The 16,443-nt window shown below is 72.6% G+C and carries 16 protein-coding genes; 6 read left to right on the top strand and 10 right to left on the bottom strand.

The window, feature by feature from the left end; genetic code table 11:
- Positions 1-638: anti-sigma factor (locus ACFWBT_RS34205; protein WP_385706865.1), on the top strand; the 638-nt coding region annotated here is incomplete at its 5' end.
- A 126-nt stretch (positions 639-764) separates the two neighbouring features.
- Here the strand turns inward: ACFWBT_RS34205 and ACFWBT_RS34200 are convergent.
- The 6 genes from ACFWBT_RS34200 to ACFWBT_RS34175 form a co-directional block, all read right to left on the bottom strand.
- Complete coding sequence (locus ACFWBT_RS34200; RefSeq protein WP_385706864.1) at positions 765-1,571, bottom strand: DUF1295 domain-containing protein; 807 nt, start codon at positions 1,569-1,571, stop codon at positions 765-767.
- Positions 1,568-2,887, bottom strand: a complete 1,320-nt coding sequence (locus ACFWBT_RS34195) for a class I SAM-dependent methyltransferase (RefSeq protein ID WP_385706863.1) — start codon at positions 2,885-2,887, stop codon at positions 1,568-1,570. The genes ACFWBT_RS34200 and ACFWBT_RS34195 overlap by 4 nt, the downstream gene beginning before the upstream one ends.
- Positions 2,884-4,152, bottom strand: coding sequence for a class I SAM-dependent methyltransferase (locus ACFWBT_RS34190; protein WP_385706862.1), 1,269 nt, complete (start codon positions 4,150-4,152; stop codon positions 2,884-2,886). Before ACFWBT_RS34190 ends, ACFWBT_RS34195 begins: the two co-directional genes overlap by 4 nt.
- The gene (locus ACFWBT_RS34185) at positions 4,149-4,877 is read right to left on the bottom strand and encodes a DUF1365 domain-containing protein (RefSeq protein ID WP_385706866.1); all 729 of its coding nucleotides are present in this window, start codon (positions 4,875-4,877) and stop codon (positions 4,149-4,151) included. Before ACFWBT_RS34185 ends, ACFWBT_RS34190 begins: the two co-directional genes overlap by 4 nt.
- Positions 4,877-6,202 (bottom strand): NAD(P)/FAD-dependent oxidoreductase, encoded by a 1,326-nt coding sequence (locus ACFWBT_RS34180; protein WP_385706861.1) that lies wholly within the window; start codon positions 6,200-6,202, stop codon positions 4,877-4,879. Before ACFWBT_RS34180 ends, ACFWBT_RS34185 begins: the two co-directional genes overlap by 1 nt.
- Positions 6,203-6,449: 247 nt before the next feature.
- Positions 6,450-7,286: an MBL fold metallo-hydrolase gene (locus tag ACFWBT_RS34175; protein ID WP_385706860.1), complete on the bottom strand. Its 837-nt coding sequence runs from the start codon at positions 7,284-7,286 to the stop codon at positions 6,450-6,452.
- A gap of 124 nt (positions 7,287-7,410) precedes the next feature.
- Here ACFWBT_RS34175 and ACFWBT_RS34170 point away from each other — a divergent pair, with 124 nt between their 5' ends.
- Entirely contained in the window at positions 7,411-8,013 is a 603-nt protein-coding gene (locus ACFWBT_RS34170; protein WP_385706859.1) for a TetR/AcrR family transcriptional regulator, read from the top strand.
- Positions 8,014-8,196: 183 nt separating this feature from the next.
- Positions 8,197-8,640 (top strand): SPW repeat protein, encoded by a 444-nt coding sequence (locus ACFWBT_RS34165; protein ID WP_385706858.1) that lies wholly within the window; start codon positions 8,197-8,199, stop codon positions 8,638-8,640.
- 150 nt (positions 8,641-8,790) lie between these two features.
- Here the strand turns inward: ACFWBT_RS34165 and ACFWBT_RS34160 are convergent, their stop codons facing one another.
- On the bottom strand, positions 8,791-10,326 hold the full coding sequence (locus tag ACFWBT_RS34160) for an AMP-binding protein (RefSeq protein ID WP_385706857.1): 1,536 nt from the start codon (positions 10,324-10,326) through the stop codon (positions 8,791-8,793).
- Between the two features lie 154 nt (positions 10,327-10,480).
- Between ACFWBT_RS34160 and ACFWBT_RS34155 the strand changes: the two genes are divergently transcribed.
- The 3 genes from ACFWBT_RS34155 to ACFWBT_RS34145 all read left to right on the top strand — a co-directional run bounded on the left by ACFWBT_RS34155 (position 10,481) and on the right by ACFWBT_RS34145 (position 12,726).
- Positions 10,481-11,053, top strand: a complete 573-nt coding sequence (locus ACFWBT_RS34155) for a GNAT family N-acetyltransferase (RefSeq protein ID WP_385706856.1) — start codon at positions 10,481-10,483, stop codon at positions 11,051-11,053.
- Between the two features lie 348 nt (positions 11,054-11,401).
- Positions 11,402-11,665: a GlsB/YeaQ/YmgE family stress response membrane protein gene (locus tag ACFWBT_RS34150; RefSeq protein ID WP_385706855.1), complete on the top strand. Its 264-nt coding sequence runs from the start codon at positions 11,402-11,404 to the stop codon at positions 11,663-11,665.
- 179 nt (positions 11,666-11,844) lie between these two features.
- Positions 11,845-12,726 carry a GNAT family N-acetyltransferase gene (locus ACFWBT_RS34145; RefSeq protein WP_385706854.1) on the top strand — a complete coding sequence of 294 codons (882 nt, stop codon included), beginning with the start codon at positions 11,845-11,847 and terminating at the stop codon, positions 12,724-12,726.
- A 208-nt stretch (positions 12,727-12,934) separates the two neighbouring features.
- On the opposite strand, the gene ACFWBT_RS34140 is transcribed toward ACFWBT_RS34145, so the two are convergent.
- The 3 genes from ACFWBT_RS34140 to ACFWBT_RS34130 form a co-directional block, all read right to left on the bottom strand.
- A complete protein-coding gene (locus ACFWBT_RS34140; protein ID WP_385706853.1) occupies positions 12,935-13,846 on the bottom strand; it encodes an NAD-dependent epimerase/dehydratase family protein in 912 nt (303 codons plus the stop codon).
- Positions 13,847-13,918: 72 nt separating this feature from the next.
- Positions 13,919-14,689, bottom strand: a complete 771-nt coding sequence (locus ACFWBT_RS34135; protein WP_385706852.1) for a GNAT family N-acetyltransferase — start codon at positions 14,687-14,689, stop codon at positions 13,919-13,921.
- A gap of 199 nt (positions 14,690-14,888) precedes the next feature.
- A complete protein-coding gene (locus ACFWBT_RS34130) occupies positions 14,889-16,217 on the bottom strand; it encodes an MFS transporter (protein ID WP_385706851.1) in 1,329 nt (442 codons plus the stop codon).
- Between the last annotated feature and the right edge of the window lie 226 nt (positions 16,218-16,443).

Genomic DNA, 16,443 nt, shown 5'->3' with positions numbered 1-16,443 from the left:
GAATGGGCCGAGGCCGCCCCGTCGTCGACTCGGGCGGCCAGACCCTCCGCATCCCGGCCGGGGGGGCCCCGCGGGGGGGGGCCCCCCCCCCCGCCACCGCACCCCCCGCCCCCGCCCCCGCCCCCGCCCCCCCCCCGCCCCCCCGCCCCGCCGGCGCCCGCGCGCGCCGGCCCGCGCGGTGGGCGCTGGCCGCCGTCCTCGCCGCCGCTGCCGCGCTGGGCGGTACGGCGGCGTGGCAGCACGAGCGTGCCCAGGACGCCCAGGAGCAGGCCCGGCAGGCCGAGCGGCGTACGAACGAGGTGGCCGCCGTCCTCGCCGCCCCCGACGCCAGGTCGCGTACGGCGACGCTGGGGGGCGGGGCGAGCGGAACGGTCGTGGTGTCCAAGAACCGGGACCAGGCCGTGTTCATCGCGTCGCGGATGGCGAGGCCGCCGAGCGGCAAGGTCTACCAGCTGTGGTTCGCCGACACGGGCACCATGCGGTCCGCCGGTCTGATGGACCCCGGCCGCACCACCGAGGCCGTGCTGATGGAGGGCTCCGTCGACGGCGCGTCCGGCATGGGGATCACGGTGGAGCCGGCCGGTGGTTCGGCCGAACCCAGCTCCGATCCGGTGGCTCTGCTGAGTTTCCCCGCTTGAGCGTTCGTGCCCTCACCCCTGCACCGGTGAGGGCACGAGGTGCTCGCCGTACCGCCTGTGGGTCCCCTCCGGCGGGAGGGGACCCACGGGCGACGCCGCGGTGCCGGACAGGGAACTCCGGACCGGTCAGCCGCGACGCCTCGGCGGCAGGGGAAAGAAGCCGCTGGTGCGCTCCGCGTAGGCGCGAAAGCCCGGACGCTCGGCCATGTGGCGTTCCAGCATCGGCTTTCCACTGCCGTTGATGAGGAGGTAGCTCATCACCAGCGGCGACACCACCGACACCGCCGCCGACGGCGCGCTGTCGCAGGCGAGCAGGAACAGGCCCCACCACACGCAGAAGTCGCCGAAGTAGTTGGGGTGGCGGGTCCAGCTCCACAGTCCGCGGTCCATGACGCGACCGCGGTTGGCGGGGTCGGCCTTGAAGCGGGCGAGCTGGGCGTCGCCCACCGCCTCGAAGAACAGGCCGACCGCCCACAGCGCGGTGCCCGTCCAGGCGAGGCCGGTCAGCGGGCCCGGCACGTACTGCGCGGCCTGGACCGGCAGCGACACCAGCCACACCAGCGCCCCTTGCAGGAGGTACACCACGCGCAGGGCGTAGAGGTCACGGCTGCCGGGGGCCTTGGCCAGCAGGGCTTCGTAGCGCGGGTCCTCGCCGTGCCCCCGGCCGCGCCGCGCGATGTGCGCGGCCAGCCGCAGTCCCCACACCGAGGTGAGGACCGTGACCAGCACGCGCCGCGCGTAGTCGCCCTCCCCGGCGGAGGCCAGGAACGTGACGAGGGCGACCGCGGTGAACCCGATCCCCCAGGCGACGTCCACGATCCGGTGCAGGCCCCTGCGTACGGCGACGGCGAAGGTGGCGAGCATGACGGCGAGCGCCGCGGCGGCGGCGAGAGCGAGGTTCTGGGCGAACGCGTCCCAGGGGAAGCCGCTCATCGCTCGTCCGTGTCCCGGTACCAGGCGCGCGGCACGGCGGGCATGCCGCTGACCCCCGCGGGGGTGGGCCGCACGCTCAGGATCTGGTCGACGCCCATGCGGCGCTCCTCGAAGGCGAGCGCCCCGCCGACGAGGTAGAGCCGCCACACGCGCGCCGTCTCCTCCCCGACGAGCCGCACGAAGTCGTCCCAGCGCTCCTCCAGGGTGCGGTGCCAGGCCGCGACCGTCCGGACGTAGTGCTCGCGCAGCGATTCCACGGAGCGCACCTCGAGTCCGGCGCCCTCCAGGAGTCCCACGGTCTCGCCCAGGGGCCGCATGTGCATGTCGGGGGCGATGTACGCCTCGATGAACGCGCCGCCGCCCGGGGCGACGGATCCCCGGGACATCTGCTGCACGAGAACGCGCCCCTGGGGACGCACCAGCCGACGCAGGGAGGCGGCGAAGGCCGGGTACTCGGCGTCGCCGACGTGTTCGCCCATCTCGATCGTGGCGACCGCGTCGTAGGCGCCGCCCTCGATGTCCCGGTAGTCCTGGCACACCACGTCGACCAGGTGCTCCAGTCGGCGCTCCCGCACCTGCTCGCGTACGTACGCCGCCTGTTCCGCGGCGAGCGTGACCGCGGTGACCTGCGTCTTGTGCTCCTCGGCCGCGTACAGGGTGAGGGAGCCCCAGCCGCATCCGATGTCGAGGAGCCGGGCTCCCGGCACGAGACCGAGCTTGCGGCAGATCAGCTCCAGCTTGGCGCGCTGGGCGTCCGCGGGGCCGAAGGCGGGGTCGTCGCTCGTCCAGTAGCCGCTGGAGTAGGCCATGGTGTCGTCGAGGAGCAGGCGGTAGAAGGCGTTCGACAGGTCGTAGTGGTGGCTGATGGCGGCCCGGTCGCGGGACCTGCTGTGCAGGCCGCCGCGCAGGCGGGCCTGTGAGGCGGGGGTCGCGGGCCGGGGTCCGACCGCACCGAGGCGCAGGGCCGCTCCGGCGGCGTGGGCCCGGTCGGCGAGGGTGAGCCGGGGTGTGTGCAGACCGCGTTCGCGTACGGCGCCCCACATCACCCGCAGGGCCGGTGCGAGGTCGCCCTCGACGTCGAGTTCGCGCGTGATGTAGGCCTGCGCCAGGCCCAGTTCCCCCGGCTGCCAGAGCAGTCGTCTGAGGGCGCGTCGTGAACGCACCACCACGACGGGGGTGCCGGGCGGTCCGGCCTCGCTGCCGTCCCAGGCGCGCAGCCGCAGCGGGAGCGGTCCGCCGAGCGCGTCCTCGGCCAGTGCGGCGAGCCGGTGGGCGGCGCCGCGTCGAGCGGTGCGGGCGGCGGGCGCGGTGCTCATGGGGTGGGGTCCTCCTTCGTGAACAGGTACTGCTGGACGTCCAGATAGCCGGAGCGGAACCCGGCTTCGGAGTAGGCGAGGTAGAAGGTCCACATGCGGCGGAAGGTCTCGTCGAAGCCGAGGGCGGCGACCTCGTCCGCCCGCTCGGTGAACCGTTCGCGCCACAGGCGCAGGGTCTCCGCGTAGTGCGCCCCGAAGGCGTCCCTGCGGGTGGTGCGCAGGGATGTCTGGGCGCGGGTCACCTCTTCGACCGCCTCCACGGAGGGCAGCAGTCCGCCGGGGAAGACGTACTTCTGGATCCAGGTGAAGGTGTCGCGGGAGGCGAGCATGCGGTCGTGCGGCATGGTGATCGCCTGGAGCGCGACGCGTCCGCCGGGGGCGAGCCGTGCGTCGAGGGTGGCGAAGTAGACGGGCCAGAACTCCTCGCCGACCGCCTCGACCATCTCGACGCTGACCACGGCGTCGTACGTGCCCCCGGCCTCGCGGTAGTCGCACAGTTCGATGCTCACCCGGTCGTCGAGTCCTGCGGCGCGTACCCGCTCGCGGGCCAGGGCCTGTTGCTCCACGGAGAGGGTGAGCGAGGTGACCTGGGCGCCGCGCGCGGCGGCCTGTATCGCCAGCTCTCCCCAGCCGGTGCCGATTTCGAGGAGCCGGGTGCCGGGTCCGACCTCGGCGAGGTCCAACAGGCGGTCGATCTTGCGGTGTTGCGCGGTGGCCAGCAGGGACCAGGTGGCGGGGAAGCCCCGGAAGAGGGCCGCCGAGTAGCTGAGGGTGTCGTCGAGGAAGAGTGCGAACAGGTCGTTGGAGAGGTCGTAGTGGCGGCTGATGTTGTCGCGGGCGCCCGTGGGGGTGTTGCGCTGGACGTCGGGCCGGCTCATCGCCCACAGTCCCCGCAGCTTCTGGAGCGGGGCCGGGATGAGCTGTGCCGCGTTCCCGGCCAGCACGGTGAGCGCGGCGACCAGGTCCGGGGCGTCCCACTCCCCCGCCATGTAGGACTCGCCGAAGCCGATGAGGCCGTGGGCGCCGATGCGGCGGTGGAAGGCGACCGGGTCGTGGATCTCGATGACGGGGCCGCCCGCGCCGACGCGGGTTCCGTCGGCGAACCGTGCCTGCAGGGGCAGGCGTTCCAGCGCCCGGCGCAGCAGGGCCCGGGTGACGGCGGTGCGGGCTCGCGAGGTGTCCGGCGGCGTCACCACGTCCGGCCAGCGGTCCGGGTCGGTGTCCTGTCGTGGTGCCGCGACGGGGCAGGACTCGGCAGTCCTCATTTCACGTTCTCCTGGGCTCGGTGAGGGGTGCGGGGCTGGACGGGCAGTCCGCGCAGATACAGGCGGATGCCGTGCAGCCGGATGGCGGCGGACATGGCGGCGGTGGACCACGGGTTGCGCAGCGCCTGGCGCAGCAGCGCGCCTGCGGTCGCGGCCCGGCGGGTCCCGCGGACGGTGGCGGTGAAGGGCCGGGCTCCCTCGCGTTCCAGATGGACCGTCAGGTCGAGGCGGCTGCCGGGCCTGGGCAGCCGCATCCGGTACGCGCCGTCGACGGGGAAGAAGGGCGAGACGTAGAACTCCTTGCGTGTCCGCGCGGTCCCGCCGTCGTCGGGGCGCAGCAGATAGGAGTGCCGTTCGCCGTAGGTGTTGTGCACCTCGGCGACGACGCAGCGCGCGGTGCCGTCGGGGTCGTGACACCAGTACAGGGTCAGCGGGTTGAAGACGTGGCCGAGGACCCGGGCGTGGGCGAGCATCACCACCGGGCCGCCGCGCAGGTCGACGCCGTGCGAGGCGAGGAAGCGGTCCAGGCCCGCCCGGATGCTCGGCTGGTCGCCGTCGAAGTGGTCGCGGGCATCGAACCGGGCCAACGGGCGCAGGAGGTAGGGCAGTTGGGGCGGACAGTCGGGATCCGTCAGCCACATGTACGTCCGGTGGCGGAGCCCGTACCGGGTCGGTGCGGTGCGTATGTGCGCGACCGTGCAGGGATAGAGGGCGGGGGTGTCGATCACCAGGTCACCCCCAGCGCGGCGGCGGCCTCGACGCCGGACCGGCAGCCGTCCTCGTGGAAGCCCCACCCGTGGTAGGCGCCGGCGTACGCGGTCACCGGGCTGTTGAGTTGCGGGAGTCGGCGTTGGGCCGCGACGGACTCGGGGGTGTAGACGGGGTGTTCGTACTCCATGCGGGCCAGGATCCGGGCCGGGTCGACGCGGTCCTCGCCGCCCAGGGTGACGACATAGGTCTCGGGCGCGTCCAGCCGCTGGAGGCGGTTCATGTCGTAGCTGACCCGGACCCGGTCCGCGTCGGTGTCGCAGTCCGGCATCAGGTAGTTCCAGGACGCACGGGCCCCGGTGGCGCGCGGCAGGAGTGCCGTGTCGGTGTGCAGGAGGGTGGTGTTGCGTGAGTAGCGGAAAGCGCCGAGGACCTCGCGCTCGGCCGGGCTGGGGTCCGCGAGCAGCCGCAGCGCCTGGTCGGGGTGGACCGCGATGACCACGGAGCCGTACGAGGCGGTGGTGCCGTCCTCGGTGGTGATCTCCACCCCGTCGGCGTGGCGGCGCACGGCCCGGACCGGAGTGGAGGTGTGCACCGCGTCGAGCTGTTTGGCCAGTTGGTCGACGTAGGAGCGGGAGCCGCCGGTCACCGTGCGCCAGGCCGGCGAGTCGCCCACCGAGAGCATGCCGTGGTGCTCCATGAAGCGGAACAGATAGGCGGCCGGGTAGCGGCGGGCGGTGGCCGCGTCGCAGGACCAGACGGCCGAGACGAGCGGGGTCATGAAGTGCCGGGTGAAGTAGGGCGAGAAGCGCTGCCGGGCCAGGAACTCGCCCAGGGTGAGGGTCTCTTCGCCGCCGTCGGCCAGCAGGCGGCGGGCGGCGCGGTGGAAGGCCGGCACCTCGGTGAGCATCCGCAGATAGGAGCCGCGCAGGGCGTTGCGCGGCCGGGCGAACAGGCCCGTGGGGCCGCGCGCGCCCGCGTACTCGAGTCCGCATCCCTCGCACCGCACCGACATGCTCATCTCGGACTCCTGGGTGGCGACGCCGAGTTCGGCGAACAGCCGCAGCAGGTTCGGGTAGGTGCGGTGGTTGTGCACGATGAAGCCCGAGTCGACGCGGTGCAGGCGTCCGTCGGACGAGGTCAGGTCGTGGGTGTGCGCGTGTCCGCCGAGCCGGTCGTCCGCCTCGTAGAGCGCCACGGGCCCCACGCGGCTGAGCACGTGCGCGGCGGTGAGACCGGCCACTCCCCCGCCGATCACGGCCGTACGACGGCGCGCCCCCTGCCGTTCCCGCCCGGTGCGCCCGGCGCCGCTGTCCGAAGCGTCCGCGGACCTGTGCCTCATCGGTTTCCTCCCGCCCGGCTCCTTGTCGGAGCTCTCGGAGGTATTCCGGAGCTGAGGCCTCAACGGATTGGCCGGGGGGCGATCATCCTTCGATCGGGTGAGGAGGCGGTCTGAGGCTGCCGTGACCGGGAGGCTGAGGCTGCCGTGACCAGGAGGCCGGAGGCTGCCTTGACCAGGGGCCGGAGGCTGCCGTGACCGGGGGCCCGGAGGCTGCCGTGACCAGGAGGCCGCGGGTGCCGGGCCGCCCTCACCGACTGCCCGCGCCCCCCGCCCCGCCCGTGTACCGGGCCAGTTCCCAGGGGTCGTGGGCGCTGAAGACGTCGACCTCGTCGCCGTGCAGGCGGACGAGTTCGCGCAGCCGGGCGTGGTTGGCGAGCCGCAGGGGCCGGTCCACCTCGGTGAGCTGCTGAAGGATGTCCATGCCGGGGTGGCCCTCGGGGCGGTCGGGGTCGATCTCGCGGTGGAAGTAGTAGGCGTCACCGCAGTGCAGGAGCCGGCGCCCGGCGTCCTGGACGGCAATCGCGCTGTGGCCCCGGGTGTGCCCGCCGAGCGGGACGAGCAGGATCTCCGCGTCCAGGCCTTCCAGCGGGCGGACCGCGTCGAACCCGAACCAGGGGTCCCCCGTGGGCCCCGCGTACGTGACCCAGTGCGGCCGGTGCGCCCACTGGGCCGGGCGGTAGCGGACACGGTCCTCGGGGTGGGCGCCGGGTGCCGCCATGGCCGCGCGGTGCTCGGCCTCGCTCAGATGGACCTTGGCCCAGGGGAAGTCGGGCAGGCCGCCGGCGTGGTCGAGGTCGAGATGACTGAGCACGATGTGCCGGACGTCCTCGGGCCGGAAACCGAGGGCGGTGACCTGGTGCAGCGCGGTCTCGGCGAGGTCCAGGACCGGCTGGGCGCGGCCGAGGAAGTCCGCACCGAGGCTCTCCTCGGGCCGTGCCACATCGGCCGTACCGAGGCCGCTCTCGACCAGGACGAGGCCGTCGCGGTCCGTTTCGACGAGCAGACAGTGACACACCGCGGGGAGGCTTCCCTCCGCGCTGTCGATCGTTCGCAGGGAACCGCAGTTCAGGTGGTGGATCTTCACGGATGAGTCCCTTCGTGCGTCCGTGGATGCCCCCTGGCATCGGCACGGAGCTGTACTGGGGCCCGCTATAGATAACGAACGTTCGTAAGCTAATAGCGAACGGTCGTTAGGTTAAGCTGACCGCATGAGCCCGCGCAAGTCCGTCGCCGAAACCGCCGCCACCCGCGACCGGATCATCGGGAGCGCCCTCGCACTGGCCTCCGCCGAGGGCCTCGAAGGCCTCACCATCGGGCGCCTGGCCACCGATCTGGCGATGAGCAAGGCCGGCGTGATCGGCCACTTCGGCAGCAAGGAGGCGCTCCAGCTCGCCGTGCTGGACGCGGCGGTCGAGCGGTTCCGGCTGCGGGTCCCGGCACGGGCGGTCGGTGCCAGGCCCGGTACGGAGCGGCTGACGCGCGCCTTCGAGGAGTGGATCGGCTACATGGCCGAGGACGAAGGGCACGGGGGCTGCTTCCTCACCTCGGTGGCGAGCGAGTTCGACGGCCGTCCCGGCCCGGTCCGCGAGGCAGTCCTGGCCGCGCTGGACGCGTGGACGGCGTACGTCTCGGCGGAACTGACCACGGCGGTCGAGACCGGCCAGCTCCCCGAGCGCACCGATGTGGACCAGCTCGTCTTCGAGCTGGGGGGAGTGATCCTCGCGGCCGACCAGTCGATCCAGCTGCACCGCGACCCACTGGCGCCGACCCGGGCGCGCCGCGCCATCGCCCGGCTGCTCATCGCCCCCTGACACGGCCTCGCGGGCCCGGTGGAGCGACGGGTCCGCCGATCCGGCTGCCCATATCGCCAGGTAAGCGACACCTCTACACATAAGAAAGAAATAAGCGCAGAATGGTGGAGCGCGGCGCCGACCGCGCGGCGCTTCGGGCGCGGTCGGGCCGTGGAGAGCGGACCAGATCGAAGGAGACGAGTCATGGCCGACGTCTCACATGCCGGTGGCGACATCACCAGCCACCCGGATGCATCCGAGATGCGCGCGCGGTACGAGCGCGTGATCGGTGGACGCGACGTGGCGCTCGTGGACGGGCCGGTGTTCCTGCTCGGCCTGTACTGCGCCGTGTCCCCGTGGGTACTCCACTACTCGACGAGCCAGCCCGACCTGGCGACGCACAACCTGATCATGGGCATCGCGATCGGTGTGCTGGCTCTTGGATTCACCGTCACACCGGGGAGGATGTACGGCCTGAGCTGGGCGATCTGCGCGATGGGCACCTGGATGATCATCTCGCCGTGGATCGTCGGCACCAGCCCGGACACCGGAGTCGCGCTCAACAGCATCATCGTCGGCGCCCTGGCCGTCGTACTCGGCGCCCTGTGCGCGCTCACGGCGAACAGAAGCAGCGGCAACCGGCTGTAGCCCCGGGGCCGAGGCCCGGGCACCCGGTGTCCGCATCGGGTGCCCGCGCCCGGTCCCCTGCCTGAATCCGGTGCCGCTCCACGAGATCCAGGCCCTTCTCGCCCCAGGCGGCCGACGGGGCCGGTGACAGAGACGGAGACGGGCGGAACGTCAGTTGACGCCCCGGTCGTGGCCCTCCCAGTACGGCTCGCGCAGTTTGTACTTCTGGAGTTTGCCGGTGGCCGTGCGGGCCAGTTGGCTCCGGAACTCGACCGAGGTCGGCGCCTTGTACCCGGCGAGGCGCTCCTTGCAGTACTGGATCAGCTCCTGCTCCGTCGTCTTCGCGTCCGGCGCGAGGACCACCAGGGCCTTGACGGTCTCGCCCCACTTCTCGTGCGGGACGCCGATCACCGCGACCTCGGCGACCTCGGGATGGCTGAAGAGCGCGTCCTCCACCTCGATCGAGGACACGTTCTCACCGCCCGTGATGATCACGTCCTTCTTGCGGTCGCTGATCGTCAGATAGCCGTCCTCGCCGATCGATCCACCGTCGCCGGTGTGGAACCAGCCGTCGGCCAGCGCCCGTTCGGTCTCCGCCGGCTGCTCCCAGTACCCCTCGAGGACGACGTTCGAGCGCGCGAGGATCTCGCCGTCGCCGGAGGTGCGCAGGGTCACCCCCAGTGCGGGGGCGCCTGCGCGCACCAGTTTCTCGGCCCTCGCCTGCGGGTCGAGGTCGTCCCATTCGGACCGTGTGCGGTTGACGGTGAGCAGGGGTGAGGTCTCGGTGAGGCCGTAGATCTGGATGAACTCCCAGCCCAGCAGGGACTCGACGCGGGCGACGGTCTTGGTGGGCGGCGGCGCTCCGGCGACGATGATGCGCACCCGGTCCCGGCCGGGGATCTCGCCCTCCCATGACTCGGCGGCGGCCAGCACGGCGTTGACGACGGCCGGCGCCGCGCACATGACGGTCACGCCGTGCTCGGCGACCCGGCGCAGGATCTCCGCCCCGTCGACCTTGCGCAGCGCGATCTGCCGAACGCCCAGGCCCGCCATGGCGAACGGCATTCCCCAGCCGTTGGCGTGGAACATGGGCAGGGTGTGCAGATACACATCGCGGTCGGTGACGCCCGCGTGCAGGGCGAAGGTCGCGGCGTTGACCCAGATGTTGCGGTGGGTGATCTGGACGCCCTTGGGTCGGGCCGTCGTGCCGCTGGTGTAGTTGATCGTGGCGGTGGCGTTCTCGTCCGCCTGCCAGGGACGGGGTTCCGTGCCGAAGCGGTACAGCTCGGCGTCGGCGGCGGCGCCGAGCGTGAACCGGTGCTCGCAGCTGATCCCGGCGAAGCGGTCGGTCAGTTCGGGGTCGACGAGCAGGACGCTCGCGCCCGAGTGGCCGACGATGTAGCTCACCTCGTCGGCCGTGAGACGGAAGTTGACCGGTACGAGGACCCGGCCGTGCCCGCTGACGCCGAAGAACGAGGTGAGCAGCCTGGCGCTGTTGGGCGAGACGACGGCGACGCGCGCGCCGTGCGGGACACCCAGCGCGTCGAGCCCGGCGGCCTGGGCTCTGGCGAGCTCCCCGACGCGCCGGTACGTCAGCCCCTCCCAGGGCTCGGCAGGCTGGTCCGGTTCGTCGACCACGCCCACGCGGTCGCCGTACACGGTGACGGCGCGGTCCAGGAAATCACGGGCCCCGAAGGGGACGAACATCACGGCCTCCCGACGATCGGACGATGTCCAAGTTCTATCCTGGCCACGCCCCCGCGCATCCGGACAAGCCCCAAGTGGCCTCGACCGCGTGTCCGCCTCCCAGTCCCGCGAGGCGCCCTTGGCCCCGACCCGCTCCACGCGTCAGGATCGTCCGATGGACAGCCGACCGACGTTCGACTTCCCCGGGCCGCTGCGCATCGACGGGCTGGGGCTGCACCTGCGCGAGTGGTCCGACGACGATGTCGCGGATCTCGTCGCGCTGTACGACGATCCGGAGATCGACCGGTGGACTCCGGTCGCCTCCCCCTTCGACACCGAGGCGGCGCTCGCCTACCTCGCGGCCGCCGAGCAGAAGAGCGCCGAGGGGCGGGCCGTGCAACTGGCCATCACCACCGACGGTGAGCGGCCCGAGGGCGAGATCCTGCTGTTCCCCGGCTCGGCCGACGAGCGGGACGTCGAGCTCGCCTACGGCGTGGGGGCCGCGTACCGGGGCCGGGGGCTCGCGACCCGGGCGGTCCGGCTCGTCGTGGACTTCACGCACCGTCAGGTCGGCGGGCGACGCATCGTGCTGTGCATCGAGGACGGGAACACCGCGAGCGAGGGGGTCGCCAAGGCGGCGGGCTTCGTACTCGCCGCCGACGAGCCCGTCGTCCGTACGGCGAAAGGCCGGGTTGTCGTCCTGCGGACCTGGAGCCATCTCGCGGACGACGGCCCGCTCCGCAGGTGAGGGCACGCTCCGGCGAGCCCGGCGGGGGCCGGAGCGGTGCGCGACCCCCGCCGCCGAGTGCCGGTCGGCGGCGGGGCGGGGCCGTGCGGGGCCCGGGGCCGTGCTCGTGGTCGTCTCGGCCGTGTCCACGTGCTGGTAGAAGCTCAGGGTCGCCGAGCAGCCCGAGGGGATGGTCGCCGCCTGGGGAGCGTGTCGGTGTCGGCGGAGCCGTAGCCGTTCGGCGAGGGCGCCGCCGCCCACCGCACAGAGGGCGGAGAAGCCCGTCACGGGTGCCCGCGCGGGAGCGGACTGGCTCCGCCCGGAGGGGGCAGATACATAGCAGCGGGGGACCGACCAGGAGGGGCGGAGATGGAGATCTCGGGCATCATCAGTGCCATCCTCATCGGCATCATCATCGGTGTGCTGGGCCGGCTCGCGCTGCCGGGACGCCAGCGCATCGGCATCCTGTGGACGATCGCGGTCGGCATCGTGGCCGCGTTCATCGGGTCGGGGGTCGCCGCCGCGTTCGGCGTCGCCGACACCAAAGGCGTCGACTGGATCGAGTGGCTCATCCAGATCGGCCTCGCCGCCCTGGGCGTCGCGGCACTGGACCGGTCGAGGGCGCGCCGCTGAGCAGCCGACCGGCGGCCGCTGACGGTCCAGGCCTCCTGCGCCTTCGCGGCCGATGAGCGTGCGTCGCGCAGCGGCTTCCGTGTGCCTCTGCGGCCGGTGAATCGCGTTTGCGGAGCAGGTTGCCGTGCGGCTAGGTTCTGCGGGCTTCGCACCCGTCCGTCCGACGCCACGGAGAGACCTTGCCGCCACGCATCACACCGTTGACCGATCCCGAATCCACCGCGTCCAGCCGACGTCTGGCCTGGCTGGCCTCGGACGCCGAAGGGGTCCCGGTGGGCTCGGCGTTCCTCCGGCTGTTCACCAGGGAGGGTCCGGATCACCTCGCCGAGCTGGAGATCGCCGTACATCCCGCCGAACGGCGCAAGGGTGTGGGCGGCTCCCTCCTGGACGCCACCGCGGCCGCCGCGCGAAGCGAGGGGCGACGGTCGCTGGTGTCCCGGGCCACGGTCGGCACCCCCGGCGACGGGTTCCTCGCGGCGCGCGGGTTCCGCCGGGTGCTGTCCCTGACGTACGCACGGCTCCCGCTGACGGAGCTCGACCTCCCTGCCGTCACCGCGATCGCCGAACGCCCGCACCAGGGTTACGAGTTGACGCACTGGGACGGTGTCGTTCCGCGCGAGCTGGCGCACACCTTCGCCGATTCCCGGCGGGCCATGGACGACATGCCGATGGAAGACAGCGATCACGGGATCGACGTCTGGGACGTGGAACGGGTCGTGGCGGTGGCCGAGGTCGTTCTCGAGCGGGGCGACGCGCTCCACACCGTGGCCGTGATGGACCGCTCGGACGGCTCGATCGCCGGCTTCTCGGAACTCGTCGTGCCGGGCGACGGCCGGGGCGACGCCCAGCACTACGGAACGGGAGTCCTGCCCGAGCACCGCGGCCACGGCCTCGGGCTGTGGATGAAGGCCGAGTCGATCCGCCTGGCCCGACTGCGGTACCCGGAGCTCGAAGGCCTGTTGACGGACACGGCCGAGAGCAACGCGCCCATGATCGCCATCAACGAAACGCTCGGCTATCGGCCCACCCACCGGGAGGTGGAGTACCGACTGGACCTCTGAAGGTCCGCGTCCGGGGCAGATGTACGGCCGGACGAGGAGGCGGGGCTGCCCGGCGTGCCCGGGGCGCGGAGCCGGAGTCGGAACCGGGACGCGGCGGGGTGCGGGACTCCCGGGTCTCGCCATCGTCGGCGAGAGGCAGCGTTCAGCGGAGTGCCGCCGCCGACAGGCCGACAGGCCGACAGGCCGACAGGCCGACAGGCCGACAGGGTCAGGCTGCCGCCTTCAGCGCGGCGAGACCGTCGTAGGCGGACGGGTGCGCGGGCGTCCAGCCCAGCTCCCGTTCCGCCTTCGCCGAGGAGACCCGCAGCGTCGTCCGCATCATCACGTGCGCGTACGACAGGGGCTTCATCATCCACAGCGGTACGGTCATCGGCTTCGGCAGGCCGAACTGCTCGGCCACCGCCCGGACATGGGCCGCGAAGCCCAGCGGGGTGCGGTCGGTCACGTTGTACGCCTCCCCCGGACGGCCGTGCTCCACGGCGGCGGCCACCGCGCGCGCCGCGTCGGCGAGGTCCACCCAGGGCAGGACCCGCCCATGGTCGTCGGCGACGGGGAGTTGCCGTCTGCGCAGCATGGGCAGCAGGGCGTCGGTGCCGCCCGCGCCGTAGAAGAGCCCGAAGCGGAGCGCGATCCCCTCCAGGCCGGTGGCCTCGAAGGTGAGCCGCTCCTTGATGCGCATGGCCGCGATGTGCCGTTCCAGTCCGGGCGTGGCCCCTTCCGGCCCGAAGGCGTCGGCCTCGGTGACGACATGGTCCCCGTGGTCGCCGAATCCGTACCCGAAGACCATCGACTCGGCGACCAGCCGGCGTGCGCCGGTGACCCGCGCGGCCTCGACGAAGTGGGCGGTGCCGTTGGTGCGCAGGGCGTCGGTCGCGTGCATGTCGCGGTGGCGCAGGGGTGCCTTGCGCAGGGCGGTCGCGGCCAGGACGACCGTGTCGTAGTGCTGTCCGTCGACGGCCCGCAGCAGCGCGTCGCGGTCCATCAGATCGGCCTGGACTCCGTTGGCGGGGCCCCGGCCGAGGCCGGTGACCCGGTGGCCCGCTTCCGTCAGGGCCCGGGTGATGTGCCGGCCGAGAACACCGCTCGCGCCGGCCAGGAGAACGCTCTGGTTCGTCGTCATGCCGATGCGACGGATCGCGCGTGCGGGGATGTGACATCGGCCCCGGCCTCCGCGCGCGGCCGGGGACCGGCGTCACTCCTCGTAGAAGTACGGTGTGGTCGTGGTGAGGGGCTGGAAGCCCAGCCGGGCGAGGATGGGGCGGCTCTGGCTGGAGGCGTCGACCTGGACGTAGCGGTAGCCGCGGTCGGCGGCGACACGGGCGCGGTGGGCGACCAGGGCGCGGTAGATGCCGCGGCCGCGCCAGGCCTCGACGGTGCCGCCGCCCCACAGTCCGGCGAACCGGGCGCCCGGCGGGAGTTCCATGCGCGCCGCGCTGACGGGGACATCTCCGGCGAGGGCCACGACGGCGACGACCGTGTCGCCCGTGAGCTGGGCGAGCAGTTGGTGGCGCAGGCGCGTGCTGTCCCCGCCGAAGGCCTGCTCGTGGACGTCGGCCACGAGGTCGACGCCCGCGCGGTCGGTGACCGGTAGCAGCCGTACGCCCTCGGGAGGTTCGGCGTCGAGGGTCAGATCACCCAGCTCGGCGATCATCAGCGTCTCCTCGGGCTGGGCGGTGAAGCCGGCCGCCCGCAGGCGCTGTCCCAGGTCCTCCGGCCGGTCGTGTCCGTACAGCTTCCATTCGAACCCTCCCCCGAGTCCGGAGAAGAACCGCACCTGCGCGGCGATGGCGGCGTCGGCGTTCGTCTCGTCCAGGTCGGACCAGAGCACGCCGTTCCAGCCCTTGTCGGCGCCGACCTGGCGCACCACCTTGTCGACGCGCTCCACCCGGGCGCCCGGCGCGTCGGGCCGCGCGCTCTCCCGCATGTCCCGGTCGAACAGGGCCAGTACCGCAACGTGATCCATGGGCTCACTCCAGCACCCCGGGACGAACGGGGCAACGGGAATAAGTGGTCCTCCGGCGGCCGGGAGGGTCACCGGGGCCTGACGGCCGGCAGCTGCCGTGACGTGCGCCCCCGTCCGGCCGCCGCGGCCCCGGACACAAGAGCGCCCGGGCGGACCCTTCGTCAGGCCCCGCCCGGGCGCCGGTTCCACGCCGCCCCGATCAGCCGGTGGCGGTCAGTTCCTGGTGCCGCACGGAGGTCGGGGGCGCCACCTGGACGCGGCGCAGGCCGGTCAGGCTGACGAACACCAGGGAGAAGACGCCCGCAAGGGCGAAGGCGGTGAAGCCCGCGGTGGTCGAGCCGGTGGCGAGCAGCTGGCCGCCGAGCCAGGGACCGAAGACGGCGCCGAAGCGGCCCATGCCGGAGGTCCAGCCGACCGCGGTGGCGCGGTTGTCGTCCTCGGAGCGGTGCGCCACGGTTGCGTAGATCATCGCCTGGGCGCTGAAGAGGAACATGCCGGTCAGGAAGACGACGGTGTAGGTGAGGGGCAGCGGCATCTTGAAGCTGAGGGAGTAGATCCCGATGGCGGTGGCGCCGAACCAGATCGCGGAGATGCGCGAGCCGCCGAACTTGTCGGTGAGGCGGCCGCCGACCAGCATGCCGACGATGCCGCCGAGGTTGATGACGATGACGAAGCCGATCGAGGACCCGAGGTTGTAGCCGTTGGCCTTCATCAGCGAGGGCAGCCACTGCGAGACGCCGTAGACGAGCAGGAGACCGCCGAAGGACGCGATCCAGAAGAGCAGGGTCTGGGCCCACCGGCCTCCGCGGAACAGGGCGGTGAGGGCGCTGAAGCGGTCGGCCGCGGCCTGGCGCCGCTCGGCGCGGGCGGCCAGGTCGACGCCGTAGCGGTCGGCGAGCGCCCGGGCCTCGTCGGTGCGGCCCTTGGCCTGCAGGAAGGCCATCGACTCCGGCAGGAACCTGGCCGCCAGCGGCACCCCGATGAACAGCGGTATCACGCAGATCCAGAAGGAGACACGCCAGTCGCCCGTCCCGAGCGCCACGAATCCGGCGACGATGCCGCCGGCTTGGTGGGCGGTCATGAGCGAGCCCACGATCAGGGCCCGGCGGCCCCGCGGGGCGTACTCGGTGACCATGGTGATCGCGCTCGGCAGCAGGCCGCCGAGGCCGAGGCCGGCCAGGAAGCGGCCGAGGCTGAAGACGCCCAGGCTCGAAGCGGAGGCGCAGACCGCGGAGGCCAGCGAGAACACGGCGGTCGACCAGACGATCGTCTTCTTGCGGCCGACCCAGTCACTGACGGTTCCGGAGGACAGGGCGCCGATCAGCATGCCGAAGGTGGCGTAGGAGCCGACGTCGCCGGCCTTGCCGGGGTCGATGCCGAGAGCCTTCGTCTCCAGCATGTGCGGCAGCACGGAGCCGTAGATGAACATGTCGAGGCCGTCGAAGAGGACGACCAGCCAGCAGAGGCCGACGACGATCGCGGCCAGTCTGCTGCCGCCGCGAGCGGGCAGGGCGAGGGAGGAGGACATCGTTGTTTCCTCTCGTCCAGGAGGCGTGGGCCCTGGAAGGGGATCGGGGATGCGGGTCGACGCGGCTCGTGCGGCTGACCCGATGGTGCGACAGACGCTAAGGACTGGACTCCCGGAGTGTCAACGCTTTTGTCAACAATCCAGGAATCAATCCGGCCACCCTCCGGGACCGTCCCACAGGCAGCTGAGAAGCAGGTGAAAGGGGCGCGGGCGGCACCCGGTCCGG

The sequence above is a fragment of the Streptomyces sp. NPDC060027 genome (assembly GCF_042737005.1).
In the GTDB taxonomy this organism is placed as follows: Bacteria; Actinomycetota; Actinomycetes; order Streptomycetales; family Streptomycetaceae; genus Streptomyces.
Note: the sequence above shows the minus strand (reverse complement) of the source record. Positions and strands in the feature narration are given on the sequence as shown.

Excerpts from the sequence above, each read along its gene's own strand:
- ACFWBT_RS34150 (WP_385706855.1), top strand. The coding sequence starts at position 11,402 with ATGGAGATCTCGGGCATCATCAGTGCCATCCTCATCGGCATCATCATC.
- ACFWBT_RS34160 (WP_385706857.1), bottom strand. The coding sequence starts at position 10,326 with ATGTTCGTCCCCTTCGGGGCCCGTGATTTCCTGGACCGCGCCGTCACC.
- ACFWBT_RS34165 (WP_385706858.1), top strand. The coding sequence starts at position 8,197 with ATGGCCGACGTCTCACATGCCGGTGGCGACATCACCAGCCACCCGGAT.
- ACFWBT_RS34200 (WP_385706864.1), bottom strand. The coding sequence starts at position 1,571 with ATGAGCGGCTTCCCCTGGGACGCGTTCGCCCAGAACCTCGCTCTCGCC.
- ACFWBT_RS34190 (WP_385706862.1), bottom strand. The coding sequence starts at position 4,152 with ATGAGGACTGCCGAGTCCTGCCCCGTCGCGGCACCACGACAGGACACC.
- ACFWBT_RS34130 (WP_385706851.1), bottom strand. The coding sequence starts at position 16,217 with ATGTCCTCCTCCCTCGCCCTGCCCGCTCGCGGCGGCAGCAGACTGGCC.
- ACFWBT_RS34135 (WP_385706852.1), bottom strand. The coding sequence starts at position 14,689 with ATGGATCACGTTGCGGTACTGGCCCTGTTCGACCGGGACATGCGGGAG.
- ACFWBT_RS34195 (WP_385706863.1), bottom strand. The coding sequence starts at position 2,887 with ATGAGCACCGCGCCCGCCGCCCGCACCGCTCGACGCGGCGCCGCCCAC.
- ACFWBT_RS34155 (WP_385706856.1), top strand. The coding sequence starts at position 10,481 with ATGGACAGCCGACCGACGTTCGACTTCCCCGGGCCGCTGCGCATCGAC.
- ACFWBT_RS34180 (WP_385706861.1), bottom strand. The coding sequence starts at position 6,202 with ATGAGGCACAGGTCCGCGGACGCTTCGGACAGCGGCGCCGGGCGCACC.
- ACFWBT_RS34170 (WP_385706859.1), top strand. The coding sequence starts at position 7,411 with ATGAGCCCGCGCAAGTCCGTCGCCGAAACCGCCGCCACCCGCGACCGG.
- ACFWBT_RS34140 (WP_385706853.1), bottom strand. The coding sequence starts at position 13,846 with ATGACGACGAACCAGAGCGTTCTCCTGGCCGGCGCGAGCGGTGTTCTC.